General features: G+C 69.8%; 18 protein-coding genes and 2 pseudogenes. 7 read left to right on the top strand and 13 right to left on the bottom strand.

What is annotated here, in order from left to right; translation table 11 throughout:
* Positions 1 to 183: 183 nt before the first annotated feature.
* From ABZ070_RS21210 to ABZ070_RS21190, 5 genes are read right to left on the bottom strand one after another with little or no spacing between them, the layout of a single operon-like run.
* Positions 184 to 1,080, bottom strand: coding sequence for a Pvc16 family protein (locus tag ABZ070_RS21210; RefSeq protein WP_356636066.1), 897 nt, complete (start codon positions 1,078 to 1,080; stop codon positions 184 to 186).
* Positions 1,081 to 1,084: 4 nt separating this feature from the next.
* Positions 1,085 to 1,798, bottom strand: coding sequence for a hypothetical protein (locus tag ABZ070_RS21205; RefSeq protein ID WP_356636064.1), 714 nt, complete (start codon positions 1,796 to 1,798; stop codon positions 1,085 to 1,087).
* Positions 1,791 to 2,558 (bottom strand): hypothetical protein, encoded by a 768-nt coding sequence (locus ABZ070_RS21200; protein ID WP_356636062.1) that lies wholly within the window; start codon positions 2,556 to 2,558, stop codon positions 1,791 to 1,793. Before ABZ070_RS21200 ends, ABZ070_RS21205 begins: the two co-directional genes overlap by 8 nt.
* Positions 2,559 to 2,586: 28 nt before the next feature.
* Positions 2,587 to 3,111, bottom strand: a complete 525-nt coding sequence (locus tag ABZ070_RS21195; RefSeq protein ID WP_159694533.1) for a phage tail protein — start codon at positions 3,109 to 3,111, stop codon at positions 2,587 to 2,589.
* Positions 3,112 to 3,140: 29 nt separating this feature from the next.
* On the bottom strand, positions 3,141 to 4,991 hold the full coding sequence (locus tag ABZ070_RS21190; protein ID WP_356636060.1) for a phage tail sheath C-terminal domain-containing protein: 1,851 nt from the start codon (positions 4,989 to 4,991) through the stop codon (positions 3,141 to 3,143).
* 557 nt (positions 4,992 to 5,548) lie between these two features.
* On the opposite strand from ABZ070_RS21190, the pseudogene ABZ070_RS21185 reads away from it, so the two are divergent.
* Positions 5,549 to 5,805 (top strand): annotated as a pseudogene (locus ABZ070_RS21185) (3-hydroxyacyl-CoA dehydrogenase); the annotation flags it as partial.
* A gap of 206 nt (positions 5,806 to 6,011) precedes the next feature.
* Here the strand turns inward: ABZ070_RS21185 and ABZ070_RS21180 are convergent.
* Entirely contained in the window at positions 6,012 to 6,869 is an 858-nt protein-coding gene (locus tag ABZ070_RS21180; protein WP_356636058.1) for a VCBS repeat-containing protein, read from the bottom strand.
* A complete protein-coding gene (locus ABZ070_RS21175) occupies positions 6,869 to 7,789 on the bottom strand; it encodes a hypothetical protein (RefSeq protein WP_356636056.1) in 921 nt (306 codons plus the stop codon). Before ABZ070_RS21175 ends, ABZ070_RS21180 begins: the two co-directional genes overlap by 1 nt.
* Positions 7,790 to 8,174: 385 nt before the next feature.
* Here ABZ070_RS21175 and ABZ070_RS21170 point away from each other — a divergent pair, with 385 nt between their 5' ends.
* Complete coding sequence (locus ABZ070_RS21170; protein WP_356636054.1) at positions 8,175 to 10,667, top strand: SpoIIE family protein phosphatase; 2,493 nt, start codon at positions 8,175 to 8,177, stop codon at positions 10,665 to 10,667.
* 62 nt (positions 10,668 to 10,729) lie between these two features.
* Here ABZ070_RS21170 and ABZ070_RS21165 read toward each other — a convergent pair whose 3' ends face one another.
* Entirely contained in the window at positions 10,730 to 11,443 is a 714-nt protein-coding gene (locus ABZ070_RS21165) for a hypothetical protein (RefSeq protein WP_356636052.1), read from the bottom strand.
* Positions 11,444 to 12,286: 843 nt separating this feature from the next.
* Here ABZ070_RS21165 and ABZ070_RS21160 point away from each other — a divergent pair.
* Complete coding sequence (locus tag ABZ070_RS21160; RefSeq protein WP_356636050.1) at positions 12,287 to 13,255, top strand: pentapeptide repeat-containing protein; 969 nt, start codon at positions 12,287 to 12,289, stop codon at positions 13,253 to 13,255.
* Between the two features lie 1,252 nt (positions 13,256 to 14,507).
* Here the strand turns inward: ABZ070_RS21160 and ABZ070_RS21155 are convergent.
* On the bottom strand, positions 14,508 to 15,185 hold the full coding sequence (locus ABZ070_RS21155; protein WP_356636068.1) for a helix-turn-helix domain-containing protein: 678 nt from the start codon (positions 15,183 to 15,185) through the stop codon (positions 14,508 to 14,510).
* 83 nt (positions 15,186 to 15,268) lie between these two features.
* Here ABZ070_RS21155 and ABZ070_RS21150 point away from each other — a divergent pair, with 83 nt between their 5' ends.
* A complete protein-coding gene (locus ABZ070_RS21150; RefSeq protein WP_356636048.1) occupies positions 15,269 to 15,706 on the top strand; it encodes a hypothetical protein in 438 nt (145 codons plus the stop codon).
* A gap of 143 nt (positions 15,707 to 15,849) precedes the next feature.
* On the opposite strand, the gene ABZ070_RS21145 is transcribed toward ABZ070_RS21150, so the two are convergent.
* Positions 15,850 to 16,149: a hypothetical protein gene (locus ABZ070_RS21145; RefSeq protein WP_356636046.1), complete on the bottom strand. Its 300-nt coding sequence runs from the start codon at positions 16,147 to 16,149 to the stop codon at positions 15,850 to 15,852.
* A gap of 317 nt (positions 16,150 to 16,466) precedes the next feature.
* The gene (locus ABZ070_RS21140) at positions 16,467 to 17,387 is read right to left on the bottom strand and encodes a LysR substrate-binding domain-containing protein (protein WP_356636044.1); all 921 of its coding nucleotides are present in this window, start codon (positions 17,385 to 17,387) and stop codon (positions 16,467 to 16,469) included.
* 183 nt (positions 17,388 to 17,570) lie between these two features.
* Here ABZ070_RS21140 and ABZ070_RS21135 point away from each other — a divergent pair, with 183 nt between their 5' ends.
* The 3 genes from ABZ070_RS21135 to ABZ070_RS21125 all read left to right on the top strand — a co-directional run bounded on the left by ABZ070_RS21135 (position 17,571) and on the right by ABZ070_RS21125 (position 21,429).
* A complete protein-coding gene (locus tag ABZ070_RS21135) occupies positions 17,571 to 18,368 on the top strand; it encodes an enoyl-CoA hydratase/isomerase family protein (protein ID WP_356636042.1) in 798 nt (265 codons plus the stop codon).
* An 80-nt stretch (positions 18,369 to 18,448) separates the two neighbouring features.
* The gene (locus ABZ070_RS21130) at positions 18,449 to 20,080 is read left to right on the top strand and encodes an AMP-binding protein (protein ID WP_356636040.1); all 1,632 of its coding nucleotides are present in this window, start codon (positions 18,449 to 18,451) and stop codon (positions 20,078 to 20,080) included.
* Entirely contained in the window at positions 20,077 to 21,429 is a 1,353-nt protein-coding gene (locus tag ABZ070_RS21125; protein WP_356636038.1) for an MFS transporter, read from the top strand. The genes ABZ070_RS21130 and ABZ070_RS21125 overlap by 4 nt, the downstream gene beginning before the upstream one ends.
* A 193-nt stretch (positions 21,430 to 21,622) precedes the next feature.
* Here the strand turns inward: ABZ070_RS21125 and ABZ070_RS21120 are convergent, their stop codons facing one another.
* Positions 21,623 to 23,278 (bottom strand): amidohydrolase, encoded by a 1,656-nt coding sequence (locus ABZ070_RS21120; protein WP_356636036.1) that lies wholly within the window; start codon positions 23,276 to 23,278, stop codon positions 21,623 to 21,625.
* 96 nt (positions 23,279 to 23,374) lie between these two features.
* Positions 23,375 to 24,527 (bottom strand): annotated as a pseudogene (locus tag ABZ070_RS21115) (cytosine permease); the annotation flags it as partial.

Here is a 24,527-nt window from a genome sequence, read left to right as displayed (position 1 = left end):
TCGGTGAATCGCACACGAATCCGCGGCAGACATAGGCCGCCGAACTGCCGTTCACCTGCAGACGGTCCCGTAGCCTGGACCGCAGCCGCCAGCGCACGGCCGTTGGCCGACGCCTGAATGGCGTCGCCTGCTCCCTCGTGCGTGCCGCCCATGTCCTCACCCGCCCCCGTCGTCCGCACCGGCTCAGTTCTTTCCGTCCTGCTGCTGCGGCTCTTGCGCCTTCGGCTCTTGCGCCTTCGGCGCTTCCGTTTCGGACGCGCTCGCCCTGCGGGCACGGGCCGGTGAGCCGGCCCGTTTCGTCGCCGGCGTGCGTCCGCCGCGCTGCGCCCGGGCGGCGGTCTGCCGGGACCCGGCCTTCCCCGCCGTCGGCACGGGCGGGGCGGCCTCCTCGGACTCGCCCGTCCCGGAGGGCTCCGCGACCTCCTCGGCCGTCGGATCACCCCCGGTCCCCGGCGGCACCGGCGCTCCCGGCGCGCCGAACGGCAGAACCCTGACGGTGCGTTCGGCCACCGGCTTCGCCGGCACCGGCCGCTCCCGGCCCTCGACGAGCACGAGGGACGCCTGGTAGGCCACCGACAGCGAGTACGGGGTCTGGTGCAGCATCCCCCACAGCTTCGACGTCTCGTCGACGTCCATCACCGTCGGGGAGAAGCGCACCCTCTGGGCCGACGCCGCAAGGTCGCTGCCCGCCAGATACGGCCGTTCCGCCGCCAGCTCGATCAACTCCTGCGGAAGCACAGGCGTTTCGTGCAGCGTCCGCACGACGCACCCGATCAGACGCTGGCCGACGAGCTCCGCCTCCTCCCCGTACGCGCTGATCAGGTAGTGGAGGTCGAGCGCCGCTGCCGGGCGTTTGCGCAACGAGCCGTCGGGGCCGCGGGTCGGCAGATCGACATGGCGCATGGAGGCGTTCGGTGTCACCTGGTACAGAAAGACGTTGATCGTCGGCTCGAGCGGCGGCTCCGCCGGTGGCTTGCGTGTCTCCACCTTGACCGCGATGTCCATCTCCGGACCGAGGCTGCTCTCGATGAGGATGGCGAGCGCCTGGGTGACCGTCGCGAGGGCGAGTGCGTTGCTCATGAAGTCAGTCCCTCTTCCCGCCGCGTGACAGATAGTCGTCCAGGGTCAGTACGGGCGCCGCCCGGCCCGGCCGGCTCGGTCCCGCGGGCCTGCGGTCCGCTCCCGGCGGAGCCGCCGCGGTGACCTCCAGGCGCCCGATCTGCACATGCACGACCCGCTCCGCCGGCTTCGGGGCCCGGCGTCCCACGGAGCCGAGCGCGGCGCTTCGTGCGGCGGATGAGTCGGACCCGCGCGGCACGGCCGGCGCAGCAACGGCGGGGGACGGCGCGGCAGGCGGCGCCGGAGCAGCGGCGGCCGGCCGCGACGGTGTGTCGGTGGTGGTGTCGGCCGCCCGTCCGCGGCGCGCCGCACGCGGCACTGCCGTTGCCGCCGCGGGCCGAACCGTGGGCGGCACGGCGGCCACCGGCCGCGGCGGCCGCTCCTGAGCCGCCGCAGCCGCCTGCGGCGTGTCCGCCTCCCGGACGTGTGCCGTGCGCACCATCGTGTGGCGGTCGGTGCGTACCTCGCGCTCGTGCCGGACGGTCTCCGCGGCCGCCGGCGCGGCCACCGGGGCGGCCGGGATCAGGGCGGCGGGCTCGCCCGGATCCGGCGGCCCGTACCGCAGGGCCTCGACCCGTTCGAACGGGCCGGGCAGGCGCGGTCGTACCCGGGTGCTCACGCCGTCCCGCGCGCCCACCGGGGTGTACCGGGCGAGCAGCCGGTCGAAGTAGTCAGGCATCTGCGCACAACTCCAGGTAGTAACGACGCCGCAGCGGGCTGAGCGCCAGGATCTCCGGCTCGCTCCAGCCGTAGGCCGTCGCGAGCAGATGGACGTCGAGCATCAGATCCCGGGCCCAGGTGTCCAGTTCGGTCCACAGGTAGGAGGCGATGTCCAGCTCGGCCCGTGTCGCGTCACCGCACTCGGGGCACGACACGTTCAGCGTCACGTCCGCGGTCGGGTCGGCCTCCGCAGCCCTTTCCGCGATGCGCCGCTCCACCCGCTCCGGCAGCAGATCGGCCAACTGCCCAGGAAGCACCGGCTTTCCGTCGCGCAGCGCGCGGACCGTGCACCGGGTCACCAGCAGCCGGCGTGCCTCGACCGGCCCGTCGGTCCTGCCTGCCGCCGCAAGGTCGGCGACGGTGGGCAGCCGGAACTCGACCGCCCAGTCGTCCACCTCCACCCGCAGCGGCGCCTCGGACGGCACGGCCCTCGAGGCGAGAGCACCGGCGTCGAGGTCGAACTCCATGGCCTCACCGCAGGCACCGCACTCGACCCGAACCTGCATCCGCTCGCCGAACAGCGCCCGGCGCAGCGCGAACAGATCTGCCTCCCGTTCGCCGACCGGTACCGACAGCAGCTCGTCGGTACCGGCCCCGGGCCGGGCAGCCCGGTGCAGCAGCAGCGGCCGGTCCCCGGCGTGGCCTGCGAGTCCGGCCTCCCAGGTGGCCAGCAGCTCCACCGGACCCACCGGACCGGCCGGCCCCACGGCGCGAGCCATACCCCGTTCCTCCGTGCCCGTGCGGCGGTCAGGCCGGGTGGGTGAAGGACGGCTCCACCGGTTCCGGCACCTCGTAGTCCCGCTCCCAGCCCTCGCACTCGAGCTTGACGCTCTGAATGGCGACCGCGTTGGCGTTGGCGTCGAGCTCACCGAGCACCTGGTACTCGCTGACCCAGGCCCGGTACAGCTTGTGCGAGACGGCGACCTGCCCCGCCTCGTTGAGGACCTGGATGATGATGTCCTTGCGGAAGTCGCGCAGCGAGACCTCGGAGCCGAGCCCCGCGCCGACCTGCCAGACCTTGTTGGCCCAGCGGTCGAACTCGGGGTCGTGCGTCACCCCGCGCTCGAGGGTGACACCCTCGAACTCGGAGCGGCCGGGCGACTTGCGCGGGGAGCTGGGGTCGCCGCCGTGGCGGTGCTTGACCACTTCCGTGGTGCGCTTGAGCGGACTGATCTTGCTGATGCCCGCGACCGTTCGACCGTCCCACAGGACAAGGAACTTGAAATTCTTGTAGGGGTCAAAGCGATGGGCGTTTACCTGGAACTCAGCCATCGGTTTCCTTCGCGTTCCTTTTCCTGTGGTTACGAGAGATCGAACTGGCCGGCCATCTGCTGGATCTTCACGATCACGAACTCGGCGGGCCGGACCGGCGCGATACCGATCACGACATTCACCACTCCGCGCTCGATGTCGGCGTCCGTGGTGGTGTCCTTGTCGCATTTCACGAAGTACGCCTCGCGGGGCGTGCCTCCCTTGAACGCGCCCTGCCGGAAGAGGTCGTTGAGATATGCCGACGCCTTCAGCCGGATCTGCTGCCACAGCTGTTCGTCGTTGGGTTCGAAGACGACCCACTGCAGACCCCGGTACAGACTCTCCTCGACATTGAGCGCGAGCCGGCGCACCGGTACGTACTTCCACTCGCTGTCGAGCGCGTCCGCGCCCTGCAGGGTGCGCGTCCCCCACACCAGGGGGCCCACCACCGGGAACGTGCGCAGGCAGTTGATCCCCAGCGGGCCCAGCAGGCCGTTCTCCCGGTCGGTGAGTTTCACCGAAAGGGACCTGACGCCGGCGAGGCGCGCCTCCGTGCCGGCAGGCGCCTTCCACACGCCCCGCTCACCGTCGGTGCGGGCGATGACGCCGGCGACGGCGCCCGACGGCGGGAACGACCGCAGCCGGCCGGTCAGCGGGTCGGCGAGCTGCAGATGCGGGAAGTACAGCGCGGCGTGATCGCTGCGCACCGGGTCGAAGGCGCCGATCCCCGCGCGCGCCGCGTCCACGCTGCCCCAGGTCGACGGCGAGTCGACCAGCAGGAAGATACGCCGCTCCCGGCACAACTGCTCGGCCGCGGAGAGCACCGTGACCATGTCCTGCGAGGACTCGTAGGCGGCGAGCTCGGGCAGCGCCAGCAGGTTGACGTCGTCGACGTCGCGCAGGGCCTGGATGCCGGTCTTGCGCGCCTCGCTCCCGATGAGGTCACCAGGCCCGGGCGCGTCGCCGTCCTTGCCGCCCTCGAGCGGGAAGACCGGCGGGTTCACCGAGGATTCGAGGCCCAGGTCGTTCGCGCACTCCCCGACGAAGCGCACCACGTCCTTCGGGTCCAGGGAGCCGGCGACGACCTGCAGACGACGGCCGAACGCGGTGACCTCCACGCCCGCGAACGCGTGCTTGCCCGGGGCGTCCGGCAGCGCCCGCAGCTTGCGCTCCAGCAGGAGGGCCAGCTCCGTGACGTCCGTCGGCGGTTCGCCGTCGCGGTCCGGCTCGAAGAGGGTGAACTCCCGCTCCACGTCGCCGATCTTGACCTTGAGCTCGACGTTTAGGTCGGGCAGCTCGGCGGCGAACGGCTTGGAGACGGTGCCCGACGGGTCGGGCCGGCCCTCGTCGAGGACCTTGACGCGCACCAGCGAGGAGCCGGAGCCGACCACGGTCTCCGCGAAGCGGCCGTGACCGGAGTGCATCGACAGACCGGTGAACGACTCGCGGGCGCCGCCGCGCCCATCCAGGATGTGCAGGTTGAACGTCTTGTCGGGGGTGCGGGTGTCGTGGTCGACGGCCACCCGCAGCCCCGAGCCCCAGACACCGGGCTCCTTGGCGTGCACCTCGAGCACCGGGCACTCGCTGTGCCCCTCGGTGGACTGCAGGGTGACGCACGCCTCCTCGCCGGTGCCGGCCCTGGCCACACGGACGATGACCGCCACCGTGCCGCCGTTGCCGAAGAACTGGTGCACCGCGTAGCCGACCGCGCTCTGCGCGGTGAGCCCGCCGAAGCGGCGCTCGAAGTCGGCGAAGCTGGTGATCCGGACCGGTTGGTTGAGCGGCCCCCGACGGGTGTGTCCCACGAACGCGGTCACCGATGTGGTGACCGAGGCGATGGTACGGACGCTGCTGGGAAGTTCCTCGATGTATACGCCGGGATAGCCCATGTGCGTCGGCATTCCCCCTCCATTCCCTTCCGCGCACCAAGAGAGGCGGAGAGGAGGTGCAGGAATTGCGCGCACGCGTCGTACGCATGCGAGATCATCACTGTTTTCCCCCGCCACACACCCCGTGCGATATCGGTCTCGCAGGGCCATTTGCAAGCACAAGTGCTTGTGGCTCCTGATGCATGAGTGCCACTGCGAGTCTCGTTCGTCGCTCGAGTGATGGTCAAGAGACCGATTCAGTCATCGGCGCAGATATCGAATGTGAATGACGTCGGCGCTGATCTGCGTGGTCAGGGCGGTGCCGGCGGTCCGTTATGAAGGAGAGTTCACGAGCGCTTCACATGATTCGGTCCGGGGAGGGGTGATTCCAGCCGATCCCCGGTGTCGTCGGCGCGCCGCCTTGAGTCCCTTTGGCGAGGAACGATCTGTTTGTTCGTACCTGTCCGGGCGTGTTCGACTTCGTTGTTCGGCCTCGCGCCGCTTGAACCCACCGGGCTGAAGGTCCGGCAACCACGGCTGCCCGCCGCCCACTTGGCGGTTCGTTCGCGCTCGTGCTGTCCGGCGGGGCGCTGACTCTGCCTCTCGCCCGGGACCTTGCAGAACACCTGATACGCGTGGTGAGCATCGCACCCGGTCTCTTCGGGACCCCATGCTTTCCGGTCTGCCCGACAAGGCACGGCATGCACTCGGCGCACAGGTCCCGCACCCCGCGCGACTGGGCAACCCGGACGAGTACGCCGCACTGGCAGAGCACATCGTGAACAATCCCATGCTCAACGGAGAGACCATCCGGCTGGACGGAGCCATCCGCATGGCTCCCCGCTGAGACCTCGCCGCGGCGGGGTCTGTCCGTGTGCTCCGTGCCGCGCAACGACCCGCGCAACGGGCCATGCAGCCCGAGGCGCGGCAGGGCGAACAAGCCGTCAACAGGGCCATCCGTGACAACCCCGACGTCCACATCAGCCGCCCCGCGGGCCGGGACAGGACCGGAGAGCCCGGGGGCGCCGTGGCCGACGCCCCCGGAGGACCTCGTCAGAACAGACTGGAGTAGGTTCCCCAGCCGGTGCCGATCTTGGCCTTGGGCTTGAAGTTGCCCTTGCCGTCGGCGTCGTAGCGGTAGAGCGTGCCGTCAACGGCCCGTGCGACCAGGTCGGCGCGGCCGTCGCCGGTCATGTCCGCCAGAGCGGCGAACTTGTTGTACTGGCCCCAGCCGGAGCCGATGAGCTTCTTCGCCTTGAACGGCGCCGAGGCCGAGCCGGTGCCCTCGTACAGGTACAGCTTGCCGTCCTTGGCCCGCGCGATCAGGTCCGCCCGGCCGTCGCCGCTGATGTCACCGGCGCCGGTGAGGACGTTGAACTGGCCCCAGCCCGAGCCGACCTTCTGCCTGGCCGCGAAGCCGGTGCCCTGGCCGTTGCCGCGGTAGAGGAACAGCTCGCCCGCGGAGTTGCGGGTCAGCAGGTCGCCCTTGCCGTCGCCGGAGAGGTCGCCGGCTCCGAGGACGGTGTTGAACTGGTTCCAGCCGCTGCCGATGTAGGCCGGGCCTCCCTCGACACCGTAGTTGTAGAGGGCGCCGTCGTAGATCTGGAGCAGGTCGGCGTAGCTGTCGTCGTCGAGCGAGGATGCCACGGTGATCCTCGCGCCCTTCCAGCCGCCGGTGTCGCTGATCTTCTGACGGGCGGCGAACGATCCGTCGTTCCGGTCGTAGTACCACCACATCGTGCCGCCGCCGTCGACGCCGAACAGCTCCTCCTTGCCCCAGGAGGGGATGTTGCCGGCGTTCGCGAACTGGTTGCGGAAATTCCAGTCGGAACCGAACTTGGTGCGGGGCAGGAAGGCCCCGGTGCCCGTGGAGACGTAGGTGTACAGGTCTCCGCCTGCGGCGCGGGCCATCAGTTCGGCGTTGCCGTCCTCGGTGAAGTCGTCGAGGCTGAACAGGGTGTTGAATGCTGCCAGCCGTCGCCGACCTTGACCCGGCCCTTGAACGGCCGGGAGGCCTCGCCGGTGCCGCTGTAGAAGAACAGCTCACCGGCGGGGTTGCGGGTGAAGAGGTCCGCGACGGCGTCGTTGTTGACGTCGTTCACGCCGACGAGCTGGTCGAACTGGCCCCAGCCGGAGCCGACCTTGACCTTGACGGCCAGCGGCTCGGACGCGTTCGGAGTGGCGCGGTAGAGGAACAGCTCGCCGGCGTAGTTCCGGGCGAGGACGTCGCCGACGCCGTCACCGGTCAGGTCGCCGGGCGAGAACACCTTGTTGAACTGCTGCCAGCCCGTGCCCGACCAGAAGGAGCTCGGGTAGTTCGGGTCGTTCGCGAAGGCGGTGAGCCGGCCGGTGGCCGACAGGGTGAAGTGGACGGGGCCGTCGGACCGCAGTCCGGCCACCGAGAACACGTCCTTGTAGACCTGCTCGGACGAGCCGTAGTAGTCGGTCAGCCCGTACACATACGGGTCGGACCCGTCGAACGTGTTCACCCAGACCCGCCCGTCGAGGCCCTGGGAGATCATGTCGGACCAGCCGTCGCCGTTCACGTCGCTGCGCGGGGCGGCGAGGGGCGCGCCCTCGTCCTGGGCGCTGAACGCGCCGCGGTTCACCCTGGGGCGCTCCAGCGTGGAGCTGGGCTGCTCCTCGCCGGCGCCGGGGGCGGGCCGCTCCATGGTGGGGAGCGGCGCAGGGGCGTCATCGGCGTGCGCCGCGGGGGCGGCGAGCAGCATGCCCGCGGCGAGCGCGAGGGCAGTGCAGGCGGCGACGCGGGAGCGGCCGCCGAAGGATCTGTGCGGGGTGGCCGCCGGGCGGCCGGATTCCAAGGACGTCAAGGTCCCCCCTCGGGAGTGTTCACGGCACGGCCACATCCGCGGCGCGCGCGGGAGCGCGTGCCGGTGGGGACGTGGGAGGTGGGCGTGCGGTGGTGCTAGCACTGGTACAGACGTGCCAGGTGGGGCGAGGGATGTACGGAAAAGACGATCAATTGTCGATCGTTTCCGCGACCGCCCACCCGGCCCCGCTGTGAGCCCCTGCGAATCCCTCCCTTGCCCCCTCCGGCGCGCCTCACAGGCTGTACCCAGCTGTACTCATGCTTCCGCAGGTCAGGCCCATCTCACCGGTTGGTTCACAGGGGTCGGCACTTCTCTGCGCACCCGATCGGTGCGCCCCCCGGGCTGCACCTTTGGCCCGGTGGGCCGACCTGCGCACACTGGAACCATGCGCGAAATGATCGTCGGCGAGACGGCGGAGCGTGAGGATCTGCTTGCTGCGGCCGTCGTCGAAGCTGTCGAAGGAACCGGCGCCTATGCAGGGAGTGTCTTTCTCCGCTCCTTCGACCGCCGGTCGATCGTGCTCGCAGCGACGCGTGGGGTGCCGCCCTCCCTGCTCGGTGGCTGGCGCCTCATTCCGGTGAGCAGCCCCATCCCGGTCGCCGTGGCGTACAGCTCGGGGCGCACGATCTACCTGGCCGACGCGGAGGAGACGATGCGCCGGTATCCCCAGCTCGCGGTGGCTCTGCCGTACGCCTTCGGCTCCTGCTCCGTGCCGGTGGCAGCACGCGGGGAGACCTTCGGGGCGCTGGCTATCGTCTGGGCGGCGTCACCCGGCAGCGAAGGACTGTCCAAGGCGCAACGCCGCCACGTGCGGAGCGTCGCCGACCGGCTCGGGGACTCCCTCGCCGCCCTCCGCGCCCGTACCGGCGATCCCGTCGAGTGTGACCCCCAGACGATTCCCGTCGAGACACCAGCCCCCTCGGCACCCGCTCTGCGGGCCGGCCTGTTCGACTGGGACCTTGTCACCGGCGCCGTCACCGTCGATGACGAGCTCTGCGCGATTTTCGGTCTCGACCCCCGAGCCTTCGACGGACGAGCCGAAACGCTTGCTTCCTGCCTGCACCCCGGCGACCGCGCCGCCCTTCGGACGACCGCCCGCGCGGCAGCCGCCGAGGGCCGGATCAACGCGCGTCGCCTGCGTATACGGGATCGCGGGGACGGCGGCGAAACGTATCGCACGGTCGAGTTGTGGGGCCGCGCACCAGAGTCCGACGACGCGGGGGCACCCACCCACCTGGTCGGCACGGTCGTGGACGCGCAGGCAGGCAGCGCGGCCGTCGCCGCGGTCGAACGGCTGCGGGACGGGCTGTTCTCCCTCGCCCCCGACGGGCGGGTCACCTACGCCAACCGCAGCGCGCTGCAGTTGCTGGGCGTGCGCGGCGACGAGTTGCTGGGACAGTTCCTCGCGGACGTGCTGCCATGGCTGTCCGATCCAGATGTCGAGTACCGGCACCGGTGCGCGATGATCTCGCAGACGCCGGTCTCCTTCCTGGCCTGCCGACCGCCCGACCGGTGGCTCGCCTTCTCCCTCCATCCGGAAGCGGACGGAGTGACCGGCCGGGTGGTGCTCTGCGGCCACCCATCCTCGACCCCGACGCCTTCCCCCTCCTCGTCCGAGACGGCAACCGCTGCCGCACCGGCGCGCCTGGGCGTCATGTACCACGTGCTGCAGCTGGGCAGCGCGCTGACCGAGGCGGTCACCGCCCGCGAAGTCTGCGAAGTCGTCTCCGACCAGCTCCTACCGGCCTTCGGAGGCCAGCAGCTGGCGATCTACGTGGTGCGCGACGGAACCATGCGCCTGCTCTTTCACACCGGCCACCACGCAGACTTCCTCGACTGGTTGGAGGGCATACCTCTGCATGCGAACCTGCCCGGTACGGAGGCCCTGACCTCCGGAGCTCCGCTCTTCATCGAGTCGCAGCAGGACCTCGTCCAGGGCTACCCGGGCATCCCCGCGGGCGAGGTGAGCTCCTGGGCGTATCTGCCGCTGATCGCCTCCAGCCGCCCTGTCGGCACCTGTGTCCTCGGCTTCGACGAGGTCCACCGGTTCACGGAGAAGGACCGCGGAGTCCTCACCGCACTCGCCGGGCTGATCGCCCAGGCCCTGGAACGAGCGCGGCTCTACGACTCGGAGTTCGCCCTCGCGCGCGGCCTGCAGCAGGCGCTCCTGCCGCATAGGCTGCCAGTAGCCCCTGGCATCCGCACCGTCGCGCGCTATCTTCCCGGTACCAGTGGAATGGACATCGGTGGCGACTGGTACGACGTCATCCCCACCGGTCGTGGGGTCTGCCTCGTCATCGGAGACGTGGAGGGGCACAGCATCGCTGCCGCGGCCACCATGGCCCAGTTGCGCAGCGCCGTACGGGCCTTCGCGGCAGTAGGCCATACGCCCGACGATGTGATGGCGGGCGTCAACCGAACCCTCATCGACCTCGGCCCCGGGCTGCTGGCCAGCTGCTGCTACATCCACCTCGAACCCCACGGCCACCATGCCTACGCCGTCACCGCCGGTCACCCCCCACCCCTGCTCCGCCGTCCCGACGGGACGACCGAAGCCCTGGAACTGGACGTCGGCCCACTCCTCGGTGTGGATCGGGCAAGCGCCTATCCAGCAACCAGGATCGACCTCCCGCCGAGATCCGTCCTCGCCCTCTACACCGACGGACTGGTCGAAGAACGCGACGCCGACATCGACGTGGGGATCGGCCGTCTGCGAGCGTCTCTGGCCCACGCCCCTGCGGACTCACTGGACGAACTCGCCAACCGGCTTCTGCACAACGCCCGGGGCTCCTCGTACCGAGCCGACGACATCGCCCTGCTGCTCACTGAGTACGGTTCCGGCCACGGCGGGGAGGTGACCCCTGACTGCGGTGGATGAGATGTTGGCCTCGCACTCCTTGTGATGGCCCGCCTGCGCGCCCGAGCGAGATTGGCAAAGCCTCAGTCTTTGGGCACGTAACCAACACACGTAGAGAATGGGTTCTGTAGCACGCACGCCATTAGTGCATGCCACTGTGAACCTTCTTGACGGGCACCCTCAGCGACCGCCGCAGAGCACGACGGATCAGAAAGACCCCAGAGAGATCCATCCGGCCAACCAGCCTGACGCGTTCGGTCCTCTATTGTCTCGGTACATGCCGTCGGTGGCTTGTATCGCTTGATTTCTTTCATGAATTCGAGATATTGGGAATGCTCGAGCGATTCGGTCAGCTGTTGCAGCTTCCTCTGTGCCTCGTCCCGCTCTTCCTGCGACGCCCTCGGGTCTCCGGCTGTTGTAATCGCGTTGCAAATCTCCTCCACGATCTTCTGGATCCACTTTCGATCGCTCGGATCCTGCGGCATCGTCTGCGGATCCCCGAGAGCCCCCAGTGCATCGCTAGCCTTTACCAGGTTGTGTATTTCCCCCGTAGGGGTTTTTCTCGCCGCCTCCGTTATCGCCTTCGCGATCCTCGTGTATGCGGCCCGATCCTCCGGAGGTGTATTCGAACCCTCGAGCGTTTTCAGCGTTTTGGTGATCGTCTCTACAATCCTCGTATACGCGATCCGATTCTCCGGAGTGGTATTCGGGTCCTCTATAAGGTCCAGCATCCTCGTCAGCCCCTCCTTCACGTCCTTCGGTGCCTGCGCTATCCGATCCTCCACTTCCTTCGGCAACCCCCGGGGTTTGGTCGGCTGGGGCACCTCCGAGGTTGGCGGCGTGTCCCGAGGCGGTGGCGGCGGCGGTGGCGTGTTTGGAGGCGGTGGTGGCGGTGGCGTGTTTGGAGGTGGTGGCGGTGGTGGCGGTGGTGGCGGTGGTGGCGGTGGTGGTGAGTCCGGGCCATGTGCTGTGGTCGCCGCTTGAGTGACGGCGGCAGGCACTGCCACAGCAATGGTCACGCCCGGCAGTGTGCAGGTGGCAGCCAAGCAGGACGCGCCAACAATGCGGGAGATTTGCAGCCGGGACGGTTTGGCCATGTCGGCTCCAGGTGCACTCGCGACGTGCGCATTGCCCGTGCGGGCCTGGCCCTTGAGGCGCCCCAGGTGACCGGAGATCCAGCTCAACGGTGCACAGGCGTTACCACCACTCTGGCCCTCCCACCGCATCCCGCAACTCGGGCGGCCCACATGCTCTCAGGGGAGCCACTGGTCGGGTGACGGGGTTGGTGCGGGCCACGCACGAGGCTCCCGTGCGTGGCCGAGGTGTTCGATGAATGAAGAGCTGGCCGAAGTTGCGGGCAGATCATGAGAGCATCGCAAGCCCTGGCGGTCGGGCCGATGGTTCCAACGCGGCACTTTGCGGTGAATGCCAGACGTTTCGCCATGTGCACACCCGTTCGTGTGCCCTGGCGGTGTGGCGTCATATCTGCTTCGGCTTCGTGGCGTGCTATAGGGAAGGTGACGAGGAACCTGGGTATCGGACGGCTGCGACGGATCGCACATAGGCGCGCCGGCCGGCAACGTCGGCGGCAACGGAACCGACGACGATTCCGGGCGAGTGGTCCCAGTGCCCGCAACAAGATGGAGTGGTTCGGATTGGTTGCGGTCAGCTTGCCGGGACTCGCTGCGCTGGCCGCGCTGCTGTTCACCGGGATGCAGGTGGGGCAGGCGAACAAGGAACTTCGGATCAGCGAGCAGGGACAGATCACCAACCGGTTCAACGCAGCGATCACCAACCTGGGTTCAGATTCCTTGGATGTGCGCCTTGGGGGAATCTACGGCCTGGAGCGCATCATGCAGGACTCCCCCCGCGACCGCGCCACTGTGGTCTCTGTCCTGACCGCGTATGTACGTCGGCATGCCCCCCTTCCAGGAGCCGGCACCAAAAAGCAACAACGAACGTCGCCGGAAGTCTCCCTGCCAACCGACATCGCAGCGGTGATGCACGTCTTGGCCAAACGGCCGTTCGGTGTCGGCGAATTATTTGCACTCGATTTGAGTCGCACCGACCTGAGAGGCCTGAGGTCAGGGCAAGGCCGTAGCAAATTTGCTGACGTAAGTTTTCGAGAAGCGAATCTGGCCGGCGCGGAATTGAACCGCGCGGACCTGACCAGCGCTACCCTGAGCGGCGCCATCCTCCGCGCCGCAGATCTCACCGGCGCATCCCTGTCCGGCGCGGGCCTGATCAACGCGGACCTCTCCGATGCCCGTCTGACCTCCGCAGACCTGACCTCCGCAAACCTGACCAACGCAAATCTGACCAACGCGCATCTGAACGGTGCATCTCTGACCAGTGCGGTCCTAAACGGCGCCGTCCTCCGCGCCGCATCCCTGTCCGGCGCGTTGCTGTCCGGCGCGGGCCTTGCGAACGCGGACCTGTCCGATGCGCGTCTGAACGCCGGGCAGTTGAGGGGCGCGGACCTGACCAACGCGGACCTGACGAATGCAGACCTGACTGGTGCAGACCTGACTGGCGCGGACACGACCGACGCCCGCCTCACGGGTGCGAAGCTGGATGGAGTCCGTGGGTTGCCGGCATCGCGACGCTGAGAAGTCGTATCTCAACCCGAACTTGATCGCTTGATTCCTGCTGGCCAGGGCTGGTTCGCCCGGGGTGAGAGACATGCGTCGTCTTGTATCCGCTTCGTGGTCGAGGCATGCGCGGTGGCGTCGGTGCTGGGCATGCTGGATGGGCGGGAGGCGGCTGTCCGTTTGCGCGTGAGGGTATGCGGGATGAAGTAGCGCCACAGACTGCGAGGTTGGAGGCAGCCCAGATTGCGCTGACCAGCGGGTCACCGCGCGGAAGGAGCTGGTCGGCTCGTCTTCGAGATGTCAAGTCACGAAGGAGTCAGCATGATGCGCAGTAGCGCAGCGCGGCGAACTCGCCTCCACCCCCTCGTCGCTCTCGTCCGCGCCGGAGCGCGCTTCGAACGCGGCCACTTCGTCGAACGCCTCGAAACCCCTGCAGCCTGACCCGCTTCTGCCGCTGCTACCCGATGTCGGAGGAGCACGTCGCCCATGTCTCACCGCACGCGAACTCATGGGCCAGGGCTGCAAGGCCACTCTGCAAAGGTCTGCGTCAGATGAAGTTGCTCAGACCGATGCGCCCCTACTGTTCGTGGAGAGGGCTCCCGTAGGATGAAGCCTGGCGCAACTGGGAGGACGAGGCAGTTGCCGACGATTCCGATCAGCTGGTTCTCGACCAGGGAGGCAAGGTACCGCTCCGAGCCAGGGCCCAGGAGTCCTGGGCCTGGTCCTGAGGGCAGAGGGTGCGGGGTCTCCTGCGGCATCCTGGACTGGACCCAGGAGTGGTGCGTTCGCGAGGAGGCCCTGGCCGCGGTGAATGCTGCGGTGGTCAACTATCACCACCCTGTGAGGACGGAGTCGGCCAAGAGCAGTAGGCATTGACGGCTCACTCGGTCGGCTGGCGCTGCTGGTGCACGCCTCCGGCCTGCGCCATAGTGACGTTCGGCGACTCGATCACCGACGGACTCGGCGCGACCGTCGATTGGCCCGATGCACTTGCCGAGGGCTCCTGGCAGCGAGCCGGGCCCGTCCACTGCTGAAAGTCGGGATCGGCCCGAACAAGCTGCTCACCGACTGGGCTTGCGGCGGCGCCGGGGGAGTCTTTCGATTGACCCGTGCCGTCCTCGCGCAACTCGCGTCGACACCGCGATCGTCCTGTTCTCTGGAGGGGGCAGTCTGCTGTCGGGCTGGCGGACCGCATGGAAACGAGAGCGCGGTGCAATCTCGCGTGTGCCCGGCGAGCGTGGTGTCGCCGGTCGAACTCGGCGATGAGTGATCAGGCGGCCGGCTCCAGGCGTACACAGCACCGGCCGGGCGCGGGCGCCAAGAGTGCCTCGAACTGGTCCTCGCCGACTCCCTCGAGGACACCGCGAAGCAGGTGGAGGTTCATGCCGCACACCGTTTGGGTGTGCTCGCGGGCCAGCGCGTGGAAGGGGCAGTTGGCGAGCACGATGGCATCGTCCTCGCGACGTGGCTCGAAGCCGTACCGCTCGAGCAGATCGAAGACGTCTGTCTTGTTCTGCTCGCCCAGTTGAGTGCCGAGTTCCTCGGCCTTGCGGTGCAGCACCGTGCGCACCGGCTCGCCGGTGGCGTCGGATTCCTCCACGGCTTGGGCGAGGAGTCGTCCGGCCAGCTCGTAGCGGCGGTCCGGCAGGTTGACGGCGACTTGTTTCGCCGAGCGGCGGTAGAGCTTGGCCGGCCTGCCCGCTCCCGGTCCCGACCGTCCGCTGCGGCGCTCGTAGACCACGTCGAGCAGTGCTTCGTCGGCCAGCCGGTCCAGGTGGAACGCGACGGTCTGGCGGGCCAACCCGAGAGCCGCGGCAGCCTCGTCACGGCTGACAGCGCTCGGCTGGCGCACCACGTGGTCGTACAGCCTCCTGCGGGTCGGCTCGTCGAGAGCGGCGATGGCGGAGACGTCGGCGTCGCGTACTTCCTTCGGGGCGTCCACGAACACCAGTGTAAAACCCACGGCCATTGACTAAAGAGCGGAGCGGGGTTTCTATTGTTAATGAACCTTGTCGATAGAAGGAGAGGGCCATGTCCTCCGTAACCACAGGCAGCACCTCCGCCACCACGCGGCGGGCGCTGCTCGCCGACCCCGGCTACCAGGCATTCGTGATCCTGCGTACCGGCTTCACGCTGGCGCCGATCCTGTTCGGGCTGGACAAGTTCGCCAACCTGCTCGTGGACTGGCCCACCTACCTCGCGCCGTGGATCGACGACATCGTTCCCGGCAGCGCCCAGGCGGCCATGTACGCGGTGGGTGTGATCGAGATCGTGGCCGGCATCGCAGTAGCGCTGGCTCCGCGCTTCGGGGGCTGGCTGGTGGCTGGCTGGCTGGCGGGCATCATCGTCAACCTGCTGACCGTCCCGGGCCACTACGACGTCGCCCTGCGTGACTTCGGGCTGCTGCTCGGAGCCGTCGCGCTGGCGCGGCTCGCCGAGCGTTACCGCGGTGAGCGGCAGCCGTCGTGAGCAACCGGGGAGCGCGCCGTGAGCTGCTCCCCGGCCAGGCTGTTCAGCTGCGAAAACGGGAACGGGCCATTTCCGTGCCGGGTCACAAGTGCACCCGGTGGTGCCCCTGGTGCTGCCGGCCGGCGGGCCCGCTCCGGTCGGACTCAGCGCATATCGACGGGGCGTTCAGCGCCGTGGAAGGGGAAGCGGCGGCGGAAGTCGTCGGCCGCGTCCTCCAGGGTGCAGAAGCTGACGCCCTCGTGGCCCGACACGTACGCGATGAACCGCTCCAGCATCAGCAGCACCTGGGGGCGCCCGCTCACATCGGGGTGCAGCGTGACCGGTACGACCGCGTAGTCCAGCTCGCGGTGCACCCGGTCGAACTGGTCGCGCCAGTCCTGCTCCGGGGCGCGCGGGCTGACGTACCCGTGGCTGTTGCCCCCGGCCCGCTGTGGGACGAGCACCGGGTGCTCTACGAGGCGATCGCCGCGGCCGACGCCGACGCGGCGGCGGAGTGCGCGCTGCACCACGTTCGCCACTACCGCGACGTGGCGATCCGGCTGCTCTTCGAGCAGGGTTGACGCTCCGGAACCAGCGCGCCGACGTCGAGGACCTGGATTTCGCAAGAGGCTGCTGCGCCACGACGCTACGACCAACCGCCGGCTTTCCGACCGGCGGGTGCCCGGTGCCGTGAAACCGGGAGACGGCAGGGGCCGTACGTCGCCCCGCGGCTGTGCGCCTGGTCCGGGTCCGCGACCCGCCCGGGCCGCGGTCGCCGGCGTCAGGCGCCGTGGACCGCGCCGCCGATCCGGTGGCCCGCCTCGGCGAGCCCCTCCGACACCGGCTCGGTGAACGCGGCGATCACCTCGTTGTGCCGGCTCGGCACCCACACCACCGACGTCACCCAAGCCAGGGCCACCCCCTCCAGCGGCCGCCACACCAGTCCGTCCGCGAGCGGCGTCGCCGGAGCCTCGTTCAGATGGATGCCCCGGCCCGCGAGCACCAGCCCGTGCACGAAGTCGGGGTTGCGGGCGTGCCTGATCGAGCCGGGCAGGAAACCCTCGTCACGGCAGACCGTCAGCATGTGGTCGTACAGCCGGGGCGCCATCGCCCTGGGGAAGATCACCAGCGGCGCACCGTCGAGGTCCCGCAGCCTGAGCGGACCGCCGCCGGCCGCCGCCGCGTGGTCCGACCGCACAATGACGCCCAGTTCACGCCGCGCCGTGGTGCCCGACTCCAGCCCCACGGTGTCCGAGGGATGGCGCACCACACCGGCGTCCAGCTCACCTTCCCGGAGCCTGGTCAGTTGTTCGTCCGTGGTGAGTTCGTGCAGGTCGATCAGCACGTCAGGGACTCGGCGGGCGAAGCCCGCCGTCAGGGTGTGCAGCACCCGGGGCCCCGTGTCCGGGGGCATGCCGACCCGCAGCACGCCCGCCTCGCCCGGCCGGATCCTGCGCATCGCCTCGCGTGCGGTGTCCACCCCCGCAAGCACCGGCCGCACATGCTCCAGCAACAGCGCACCCGCTTCGGTGAGCTGCACCCGGTGTCGGGTGCGGTCGAACAGCCGCACTCCGAGTTCGCGCTCCAGGTCGCGGATGCGCTGTGAGAGCGGCGGCTGGGCCATGTGCAGGCGTTCGGCCGCCCTGCCGAAGTGCAGCTCCTCGGCGAGGACGGCGAAATAGCGCAGGTGGCGGAGTTCCATGAGCCGGACCATATCGCTCCGATATCACCGCGAGTCCCGATTGGTGTTGGCCGGATCACATCCCTCCCTGTTTGCATGACTGCTCACGGGAAGCCCGCCGATGGACGTCTCCCCGTCACCCCGGATCCGTGTGGCTGCCGAGCCGCCGGTACCCCCTGCCCCTTTCCGAGAAAGGCCGCCGTCATGACCGAGGACAGCACCGTCACCGTCACCCGCCATCCCGTGCCCGCAGTAGCCGCCGACGCCTACGTCGCCGAAGTCACCCTCAACCGCCCCGACAAGCTCAACGCCTGGACCGGCGGCATGCGGAGCCTGCTGGTCGAGGTGCTCGGGACGCTCGGCGACGACGCGGCGTGCCGCGCGATCGTCCTCACCGGCGCGGGCCCTGCCTTCTGCGCCGGCCAGGACCTGGCCGAGACCGCCGCCATCGATCCGGCCGACCATGCTGCCGCCGAGGCGTGGATCGACGACTTCGGCCGGCTCTTTCGCGCCGTACGCGGCATCGACAAGCCCGTCGTTGCCGCGATCAACGGTGTCGCCGCGGGCTCAGGCTTCCAGTTCGCGCTCCTCGCCGATCTCCGGATCGGGCACGCCGCGGTGCGCATGGGCCAGCCCGAGGTGCTCTCCGGCATCCCGAGCATCACCGGGATCTGGGCCATGGGCGCCATCCTCGGCAGGGCGAAGACGGCCGAGTTCGCACTCACCGGACGCCTCGTCAACGGGGCCGAGGCCCACCGGCTCGGGCTGCTCAGCCGCCTCGTCGACGAGGACCAGGTCAAGACGGAGGCCCTCGCGGAGGCCGCCCGCCTCGCCGAACTCCCCCCGGGCGCGGTCGCGCTCACCAAAGGACGGCTCCGCGAACTCGACGACGCCGGCCTGGACGAGGCGATCGAAGCAGCGAAGAAGGTCCACACCGCCGCGTACGCCACGGGAGAGCCGCAGCGCGAGATGACCCGCTTCCTGTCCGGCCGCCGCCGCTGACCCCCGGGGCCCCGGCCCCGCGCCCCGCCATCGGGCTGCCAGGCCCGCGCCCGGCCCCCGACCGTACGAGAGGAACTCCCATGACCACCAGCGTCACGCCGCGCACCGGCGCGGCCGCCGCCGACGGCGAGAGCGCCTACCGCCGTCTCGTCGAGGACCACCGGTGGGACGTCCCCGACCGGTACAACATGGCGGCCGACGTCGCCGACCGGCACGCCGGCGAGCGGCTCGCGCTTGTCTTCGAGGACCACACCGGCCACCGGGAGGAGGTCCGCTGGCAGCAGATCCAGGACCGTTCCCGCCAAGTGGCCGCTCATCTCCACGCCCTCGGCGTGCGCAAGGGCGACCGGGTCGCGGTGCTGCTCCCGCAGCGTCCCGACACCCCGGCCACCTACCTCGGCGTCCTGCGCACCGGCGCCGTCCTGGTCACCATGTCCCTGCTGTGGGCCGACGAACCCATCCGATACCGGCTGGCCGATTCCGGCACGACCGTCCTCGTGACCGAGACCTCGGCGCTGGACCGCACCGGCGGCTTCGGCGGCACCGTGGTGAACGTCGACGACCCCGCGATCGGTGCTCTGCCGCCGCAGTACAGCACCGCCGACACCGCCCCCGACGACCCGGCGCTGATCTTCTACACCTCCGGCACCACCGGCGCCGCCAAGGGCATCGTCCACGCCCACCGCACCCTGCTCGGGCACAACGAGTTCCGCTACTGCCACGACCTGCAGCCCGGTGACGTGTTCTACGGCGCCGGCGACTGGGCCTGGTCGATGGCCAAGCTGATGGGCCCGCTGCGTGCCGGAGCCGTGCACTACGTGTACCGGCCGGCGGGCGGTTTCGACCCGGCTGGGCTGCTCGCCGGCATGGCCCGTAACAAGGTCACAACGGCCCTGGTCAACCCGACCTTCCTGCGTAAGATGATGCAGGATGTCCCGGAGGCGGGCAGTCGGCACCCGCAGTCGCTGCGGGTGGTGTGCTGTTCGAACGAGCCGCTCACCCCGGATCTCATCGAGTGGTTCCACGCCCAGTTCGGCATCACCCCGCTCGACTACTACGGCTCCACCGAGTCGTATCCGCTGCTCGGCAACTTCCCCGGCGTCCCGGTGAAGCCCGGCTCCATGGGACGGCCGCTGCCGGGCTGGGACGTTGTGCTGCTGGACGCGGACGGCGCGGAGGTGCCCGACGGGCAGCCGGGGGAGATCTGTCTGCGGGCGGGATCCAACCCCCAGTTCCCGCTGGGCTACTGGAACCGCCCCGAGGCGTCGGCCGAATCCTTCGGCGGCACCTGGTACCGCACCAAGGACCAGGCCGTGCGGGACGAGGAAGGATACTTCTGGTTCCTGGGCCGCACCGACGACGTCATCAAGACGTCCGGCTACCGCGTCGGACCGTACGAAGTGGAGGCCGTGCTGCGCGGGCACCCTGCCGTCGCCGACGCCGGAGTGGTCGGCGTCCCCGACCCGGTCCGCGGGCAGGCCGTCAAGGCGTGGATCGAACTCGCACCCGGTCACGAGGCGGGTGAGGAGCTGGCGCGCGACATCTCGCGCTTCGCCCGCGCCGCGTACTCGAAGTTCGCCTACCCGCGGCTGATCGAGTTCGTCGACGACCTGCCGCGCTCGGCCACCGGCAAGATCCAGCGGGCGGCGCTGCGCGCGCGGGACCTTGCCCCCACCGGCCCCGCCACACCCCGTAAGGACGGACGGACATGACGAGCGAGAGCACCACCGAGCTGTCCGGAACAGCCTCGGCGACCGGTCCCGGCGGAGCCGTCGACCCGACGGTGCGGCGCAGGGTCGCGACCGCCACCGCGATCGGCAACTTCGTCGAGTGGTTCGACTCCGGTGCGTACGCGATCATGTCCGCCACGATCGCGGGACTCTTCTTCCCGCAGTACGACAAGACCGCGGCGCTCCTCGCCACCTGGGCCGTCTTCGCCGGCGGGTTCGTCGCCCGACCGCTGGGCGCCGCGTTCTTCGGCCGCTACGGCGACCGCATCGGGCGCAACCGGATGCTGGCCCTGAGCGTGCTGTGCATGAGCGGCTCCACCCTGCTCATCGGTCTGCTGCCGAGTTACGCCGCACTGGGCATCGCCGCGCCCGTCCTGCTGTTCCTGTTGCGGGCCGTCCAGGGCTTCTCCACCGGCGGCGAGTACACCGGCGCGTCGGCGTTCATCATGGAGTACGCCCCCGAAGGGCGGCGCGCCCGGTACGCCAGCGTGGTACCTCTCACCGTCGGACTGGCCTCTGTCGCGGGCGCCCTGACGGGACTCGTCATCACCTCGTCGCTCGACGAGGCCGCGCTGAACAGCTGGGGTTGGCGGATACCGTTCCTGCTCGCCGGACCGCTCGGGCTCATCGGGCTGTATCTGCGCAGCCGGATCGACGACACTCCCGTATTCCGTGCGATGGAGCAGCGCGAGGCGGTCCAGGACGCGCCACTGCGCGAGGCGTGGCGGGTCTGCCGTCGACAGGTGCTGACGCTGTTCGGCTACAGCATCACCAACGCCGTCGGCTACTACCTGATGAGCAGCTACATGATCGCCTACATGTCCGAGGAGGTCGGCTACACCAAGTCGGAGGCGATGCTCACCAGCGTGGTGGCGATGCTCGCGTACAGCGCGGCCTGTCCCTTGATGGCCGCGGCGAGCGACCGGTTCGGACGCAAGCCGATGCTGCTCGTGGCATGCGGAGGGTTCGCCGTGGCGACACTGCCGGCGTTCTGGCTGATCGGCACCTCGCTGGCCGGCGCGATCGCGGGCACGATCGTCCTCGCGGTGCTGGTTTCGGTGATCGGCACGTCCAACGTTCCTGCGATGGTGGAGATGTTCCCCGGTCAGCTGCGGGCCAGCGGCTCGGCGATCGGTTACACCGCCGCCTACGTCCTGTTCGGAGGCACGGCGCCGTTCGTGGCGACGGGGCTGGTCTCCCTCGCGGGGACTCCGCTCGCTCCCGGCTTCTATCTGATGGGCCTGGCGGCCGTGTCCGCGCTCGTGGTGCTGCTTTCCTTCCGTGAGACCCTGCGCCTGCCGCTGACCCGTACCACGGTGCTGGAGAAGTAGCGCGCACTCAATAGTGGAGGTTCGGCGGCTGTCGGCCCGGGAACTCCCGGGCCGGCACCCGCCGTCGAGCCGGCGCCGTGCGGCCGCCCTGGCATCGGGTGTCGGAAGGTGGGCCCGGGCTGTGCACGCGCCCATGTTCGGCAGCAACACCACCGACAAGCGCGGCCGCGCCGGCATCGCCCACCCCCCTGCCTCAACACTCCCCGTGTTCGACGCGGCCTCCGACCACGACGGTCTCCGCGACGGTGCCGGGAATGTCCTCCGGTGCCGAGCGCAGGATGTCCCGGGAGAGGACCACAAAATCGGCGGCCTTGCCGACTGTCAGCGAACCGCGGTCGTGTTCGAGGAAGTTCGCGTACGCGGAACCCATCGTGTAGCCGTGGACCGCGGCCTCGACGGTGATTGTCTCCTGCGGCATCCAGGGCTCGCCGCCGTCCAGTGGACGCCGGGTGACGGCGGTGTAGATGCCGATCATCGGATCCATCTCGGCGACGTTCCAGTCGCTGGAGAACGCGAGCACGGCTCCTGCCCGGTGCAGGCTGCGCAGGGGCCATGCCTTGTGCCAGCGCTCGGTGCCGACGTTCTCGGCCCAGTCCTTGCCGGGGCCCGCGACCTCCGGCGCGCTGTGGCGCGGCTGCATGCAGGCGACCACTCCCAGCGCGGCGAAACGCGGGGTGTCATCGGGGTCGAGGCACTCGACATGGACGATCTGGTGGCGTGCGTCGCGCGGCCCGTTGACCGCACGGGCGTGCTCGACGGCGTCGAGAACCGTGCGGATGCCGCGGTCGCCGGTGGCGTGGACGAAGCACTGGAAGCCGCGGGCGTCCAGCTTGGCGAGGAGGCCCGCGAACTCCTCCGGCGGATAGAAGGTGTCCCCGCGGTGGTGGCGACAGCCCGCGTACGGTTCGAGGAGTGCCGCCGTACGGGGCTCGACGACGTCGTCGATGTAGAGCTTGAGCGGTCCGACGCGCAGCCGGTCGTCGGCGTGGCGACGGGCGGCGTCGGCGAAGTCGTCGAGGTCGGCGTCGGTGGTGCCGCGCGGGTGGAAGAGGGCCGCGACGACCCGGGACCTGAGCCGGCCCTCGGCGCGGGCGCGCGCGAACAGCGCGAGGTCGTCGAGGGAGTTCTGCGGTTCGACCACCGTCGTGATGCCGAAGCGGATCGCGTCGTCGAGGGAGGTGGCGAGCCGGCCGTACTGCCGGTCGGGCGAGGCCCACGGCACACCCAGCCGCTGCAGGGCTCGGTGACCGTCACGGGAGAGCCCTTTGACGGCGAAGTCCCGGATGAATCCGGTGGGTTCGCCGGTGGCGGGGTCGGTGGCGGCCTCACCGAAGGGCAGCCGGGTGTGCTCGCGATCGATGCCGAGGCGGTGCATGGCGGCGGTGTTCACCCAGGCGGTGTGCACGTCGTAGCTCAGGACGAAGGCGGGCACGCCGTCCGTGACGGGGTCGAGGTCGGCAGCGGTCGGCATGCGTCCGCCCGGGATCGCCGAGTAGTCGAAGGCTTCGGCCTCGATCCATTCGGCGTCGGGGTGGGCCATGCGCCAGGCACGGATGCGGGCGTGGACCTCGTCGAGCGTACGGGCGCCCGCCAGCTGCACGCAGGCGTCGTCGGAGCCGAGCCGGACGTGGTTGTGGGCGTCGATGAATCCGGGGAGGACCAGTTTCCCGGCGGCATCGATCACCTGGGTGTGCGGCCCCGTCCACGAGGCCGCCTCGTCGTCCGTGCCGAGCCGGGTGATGCGGCCGTCGACCACCGCCATGGCCTGCGCCTCGGGGTTCGCGGGGTCGACAGTGTGGATGCGGGCGTTGCGCAGGACGAGGTCCGCAGGGTGCGCGGCGAGGGGCATGTGAGGAACTCCTGTGGTGGTGCTGGTGCTGTTGCTTCGGTGCTGCGCGGCTCCCCGCGCGGTGCGGCGTGGCGCCGCACGGAAGTGTTCGGGTGTTCAGGAGGGGCGGGTGTGGGGTGTGACGGTGCGCCGGGCGAGCGCGAAGTAGACGAGCCCTGAGACGAGTGAGCCGAGCAGGGTCAGGTCGGCCCCGCCCAGCGGGGCCACCCAAGGACCGGTCCACAGCTCGGAGTCGCAGGTGAGCGCGGCGAAGGCCATGCCGGCGAGCAGGGCGGCCATGCCGGCGGGGTGGTAGCCCGAGCGGTACCAGTAGCCGCCGCCCCGTCCGGCGTGGAGGGCCGGTGCGTCGTAGCGGCAGCGGCGCATCAGCATGTCGGTGAGGAAGACTCCGCCCCAGGGTGCGAACACGATGATCAGCAGGGACAGGAACGACAGAAGCGAGGTGGTGAAGTCGGTCAGGAACAGCGCCCAGAGCGAGCCCACCGCGGTGACGGCCGAGCTGATCACGATGGCCTTGGAACGGTTCCAGGGGATGCCGAGCACCTGGAGGTTCAGGCTCGACGAGTACAGCGTGATGATCGAGTTGGTGACCGAGCCGCCGAGGACGAGGGCGAGGAAGAGCGGCTGGAACCAGCCCGGCAGCAGTTGTTCCGTCCCCGCCACGGCGTCGGTCATGTCGGTCTGCGTCGCCGCGGCCACGCCCGCCACTCCCAGGGCGACCGACGAGAGGAAGCCGCCCAGGGCGCCGCACCAGGTGAGCGAGCGCATCGAGGTGGTCCTCGGGAGATAGCGCGTGTAGTCGGCGGGCATCGGGACGTAGCTGAAGGGCCCGGCCAGCATCACGACGAACGCCAGGCTCCAACCGGACGCGCCGGGTGCGGCGGCCGTGCCTCCTGTCTCGGCGCCCGGCAGCAGGAACGCCAGGAGTGCGGCGAACCCGACGGCGAGGACGTAGGCGATCCAGCGTTCGGCGAACTGGACGGTGGCATGGCCCCACAGCGCGACGGCGAAGGTCAGAGCGAGGGTGACGAGCAACGCGAGGGCCCGCCCGGTGTCGCCCGACAGCCATCCGAGGTCGGCGAAGAAGGCCTCGAGGGCGAGCGTGCCGACGACAGTGTTGACGATGGTGTAGCCGATGCTGACCACCCAGTTGAGCATTCCGGCGGGCCAGTTGCCGCGCGCCCCGAACGGGGCGCGGGAGATGCCCCGAGGTGGCGGTGCCGGTTCGGACGCAGCTCAGTCCGGCGGC

Origin of the sequence: Streptomyces sp. NPDC006283 (assembly GCF_040613325.1) — a bacterium.
GTDB lineage: Bacteria > Actinomycetota > Actinomycetes > Streptomycetales > Streptomycetaceae > Streptomyces.
Note: the sequence above shows the minus strand (reverse complement) of the source record. Positions and strands in the feature narration are given on the sequence as shown.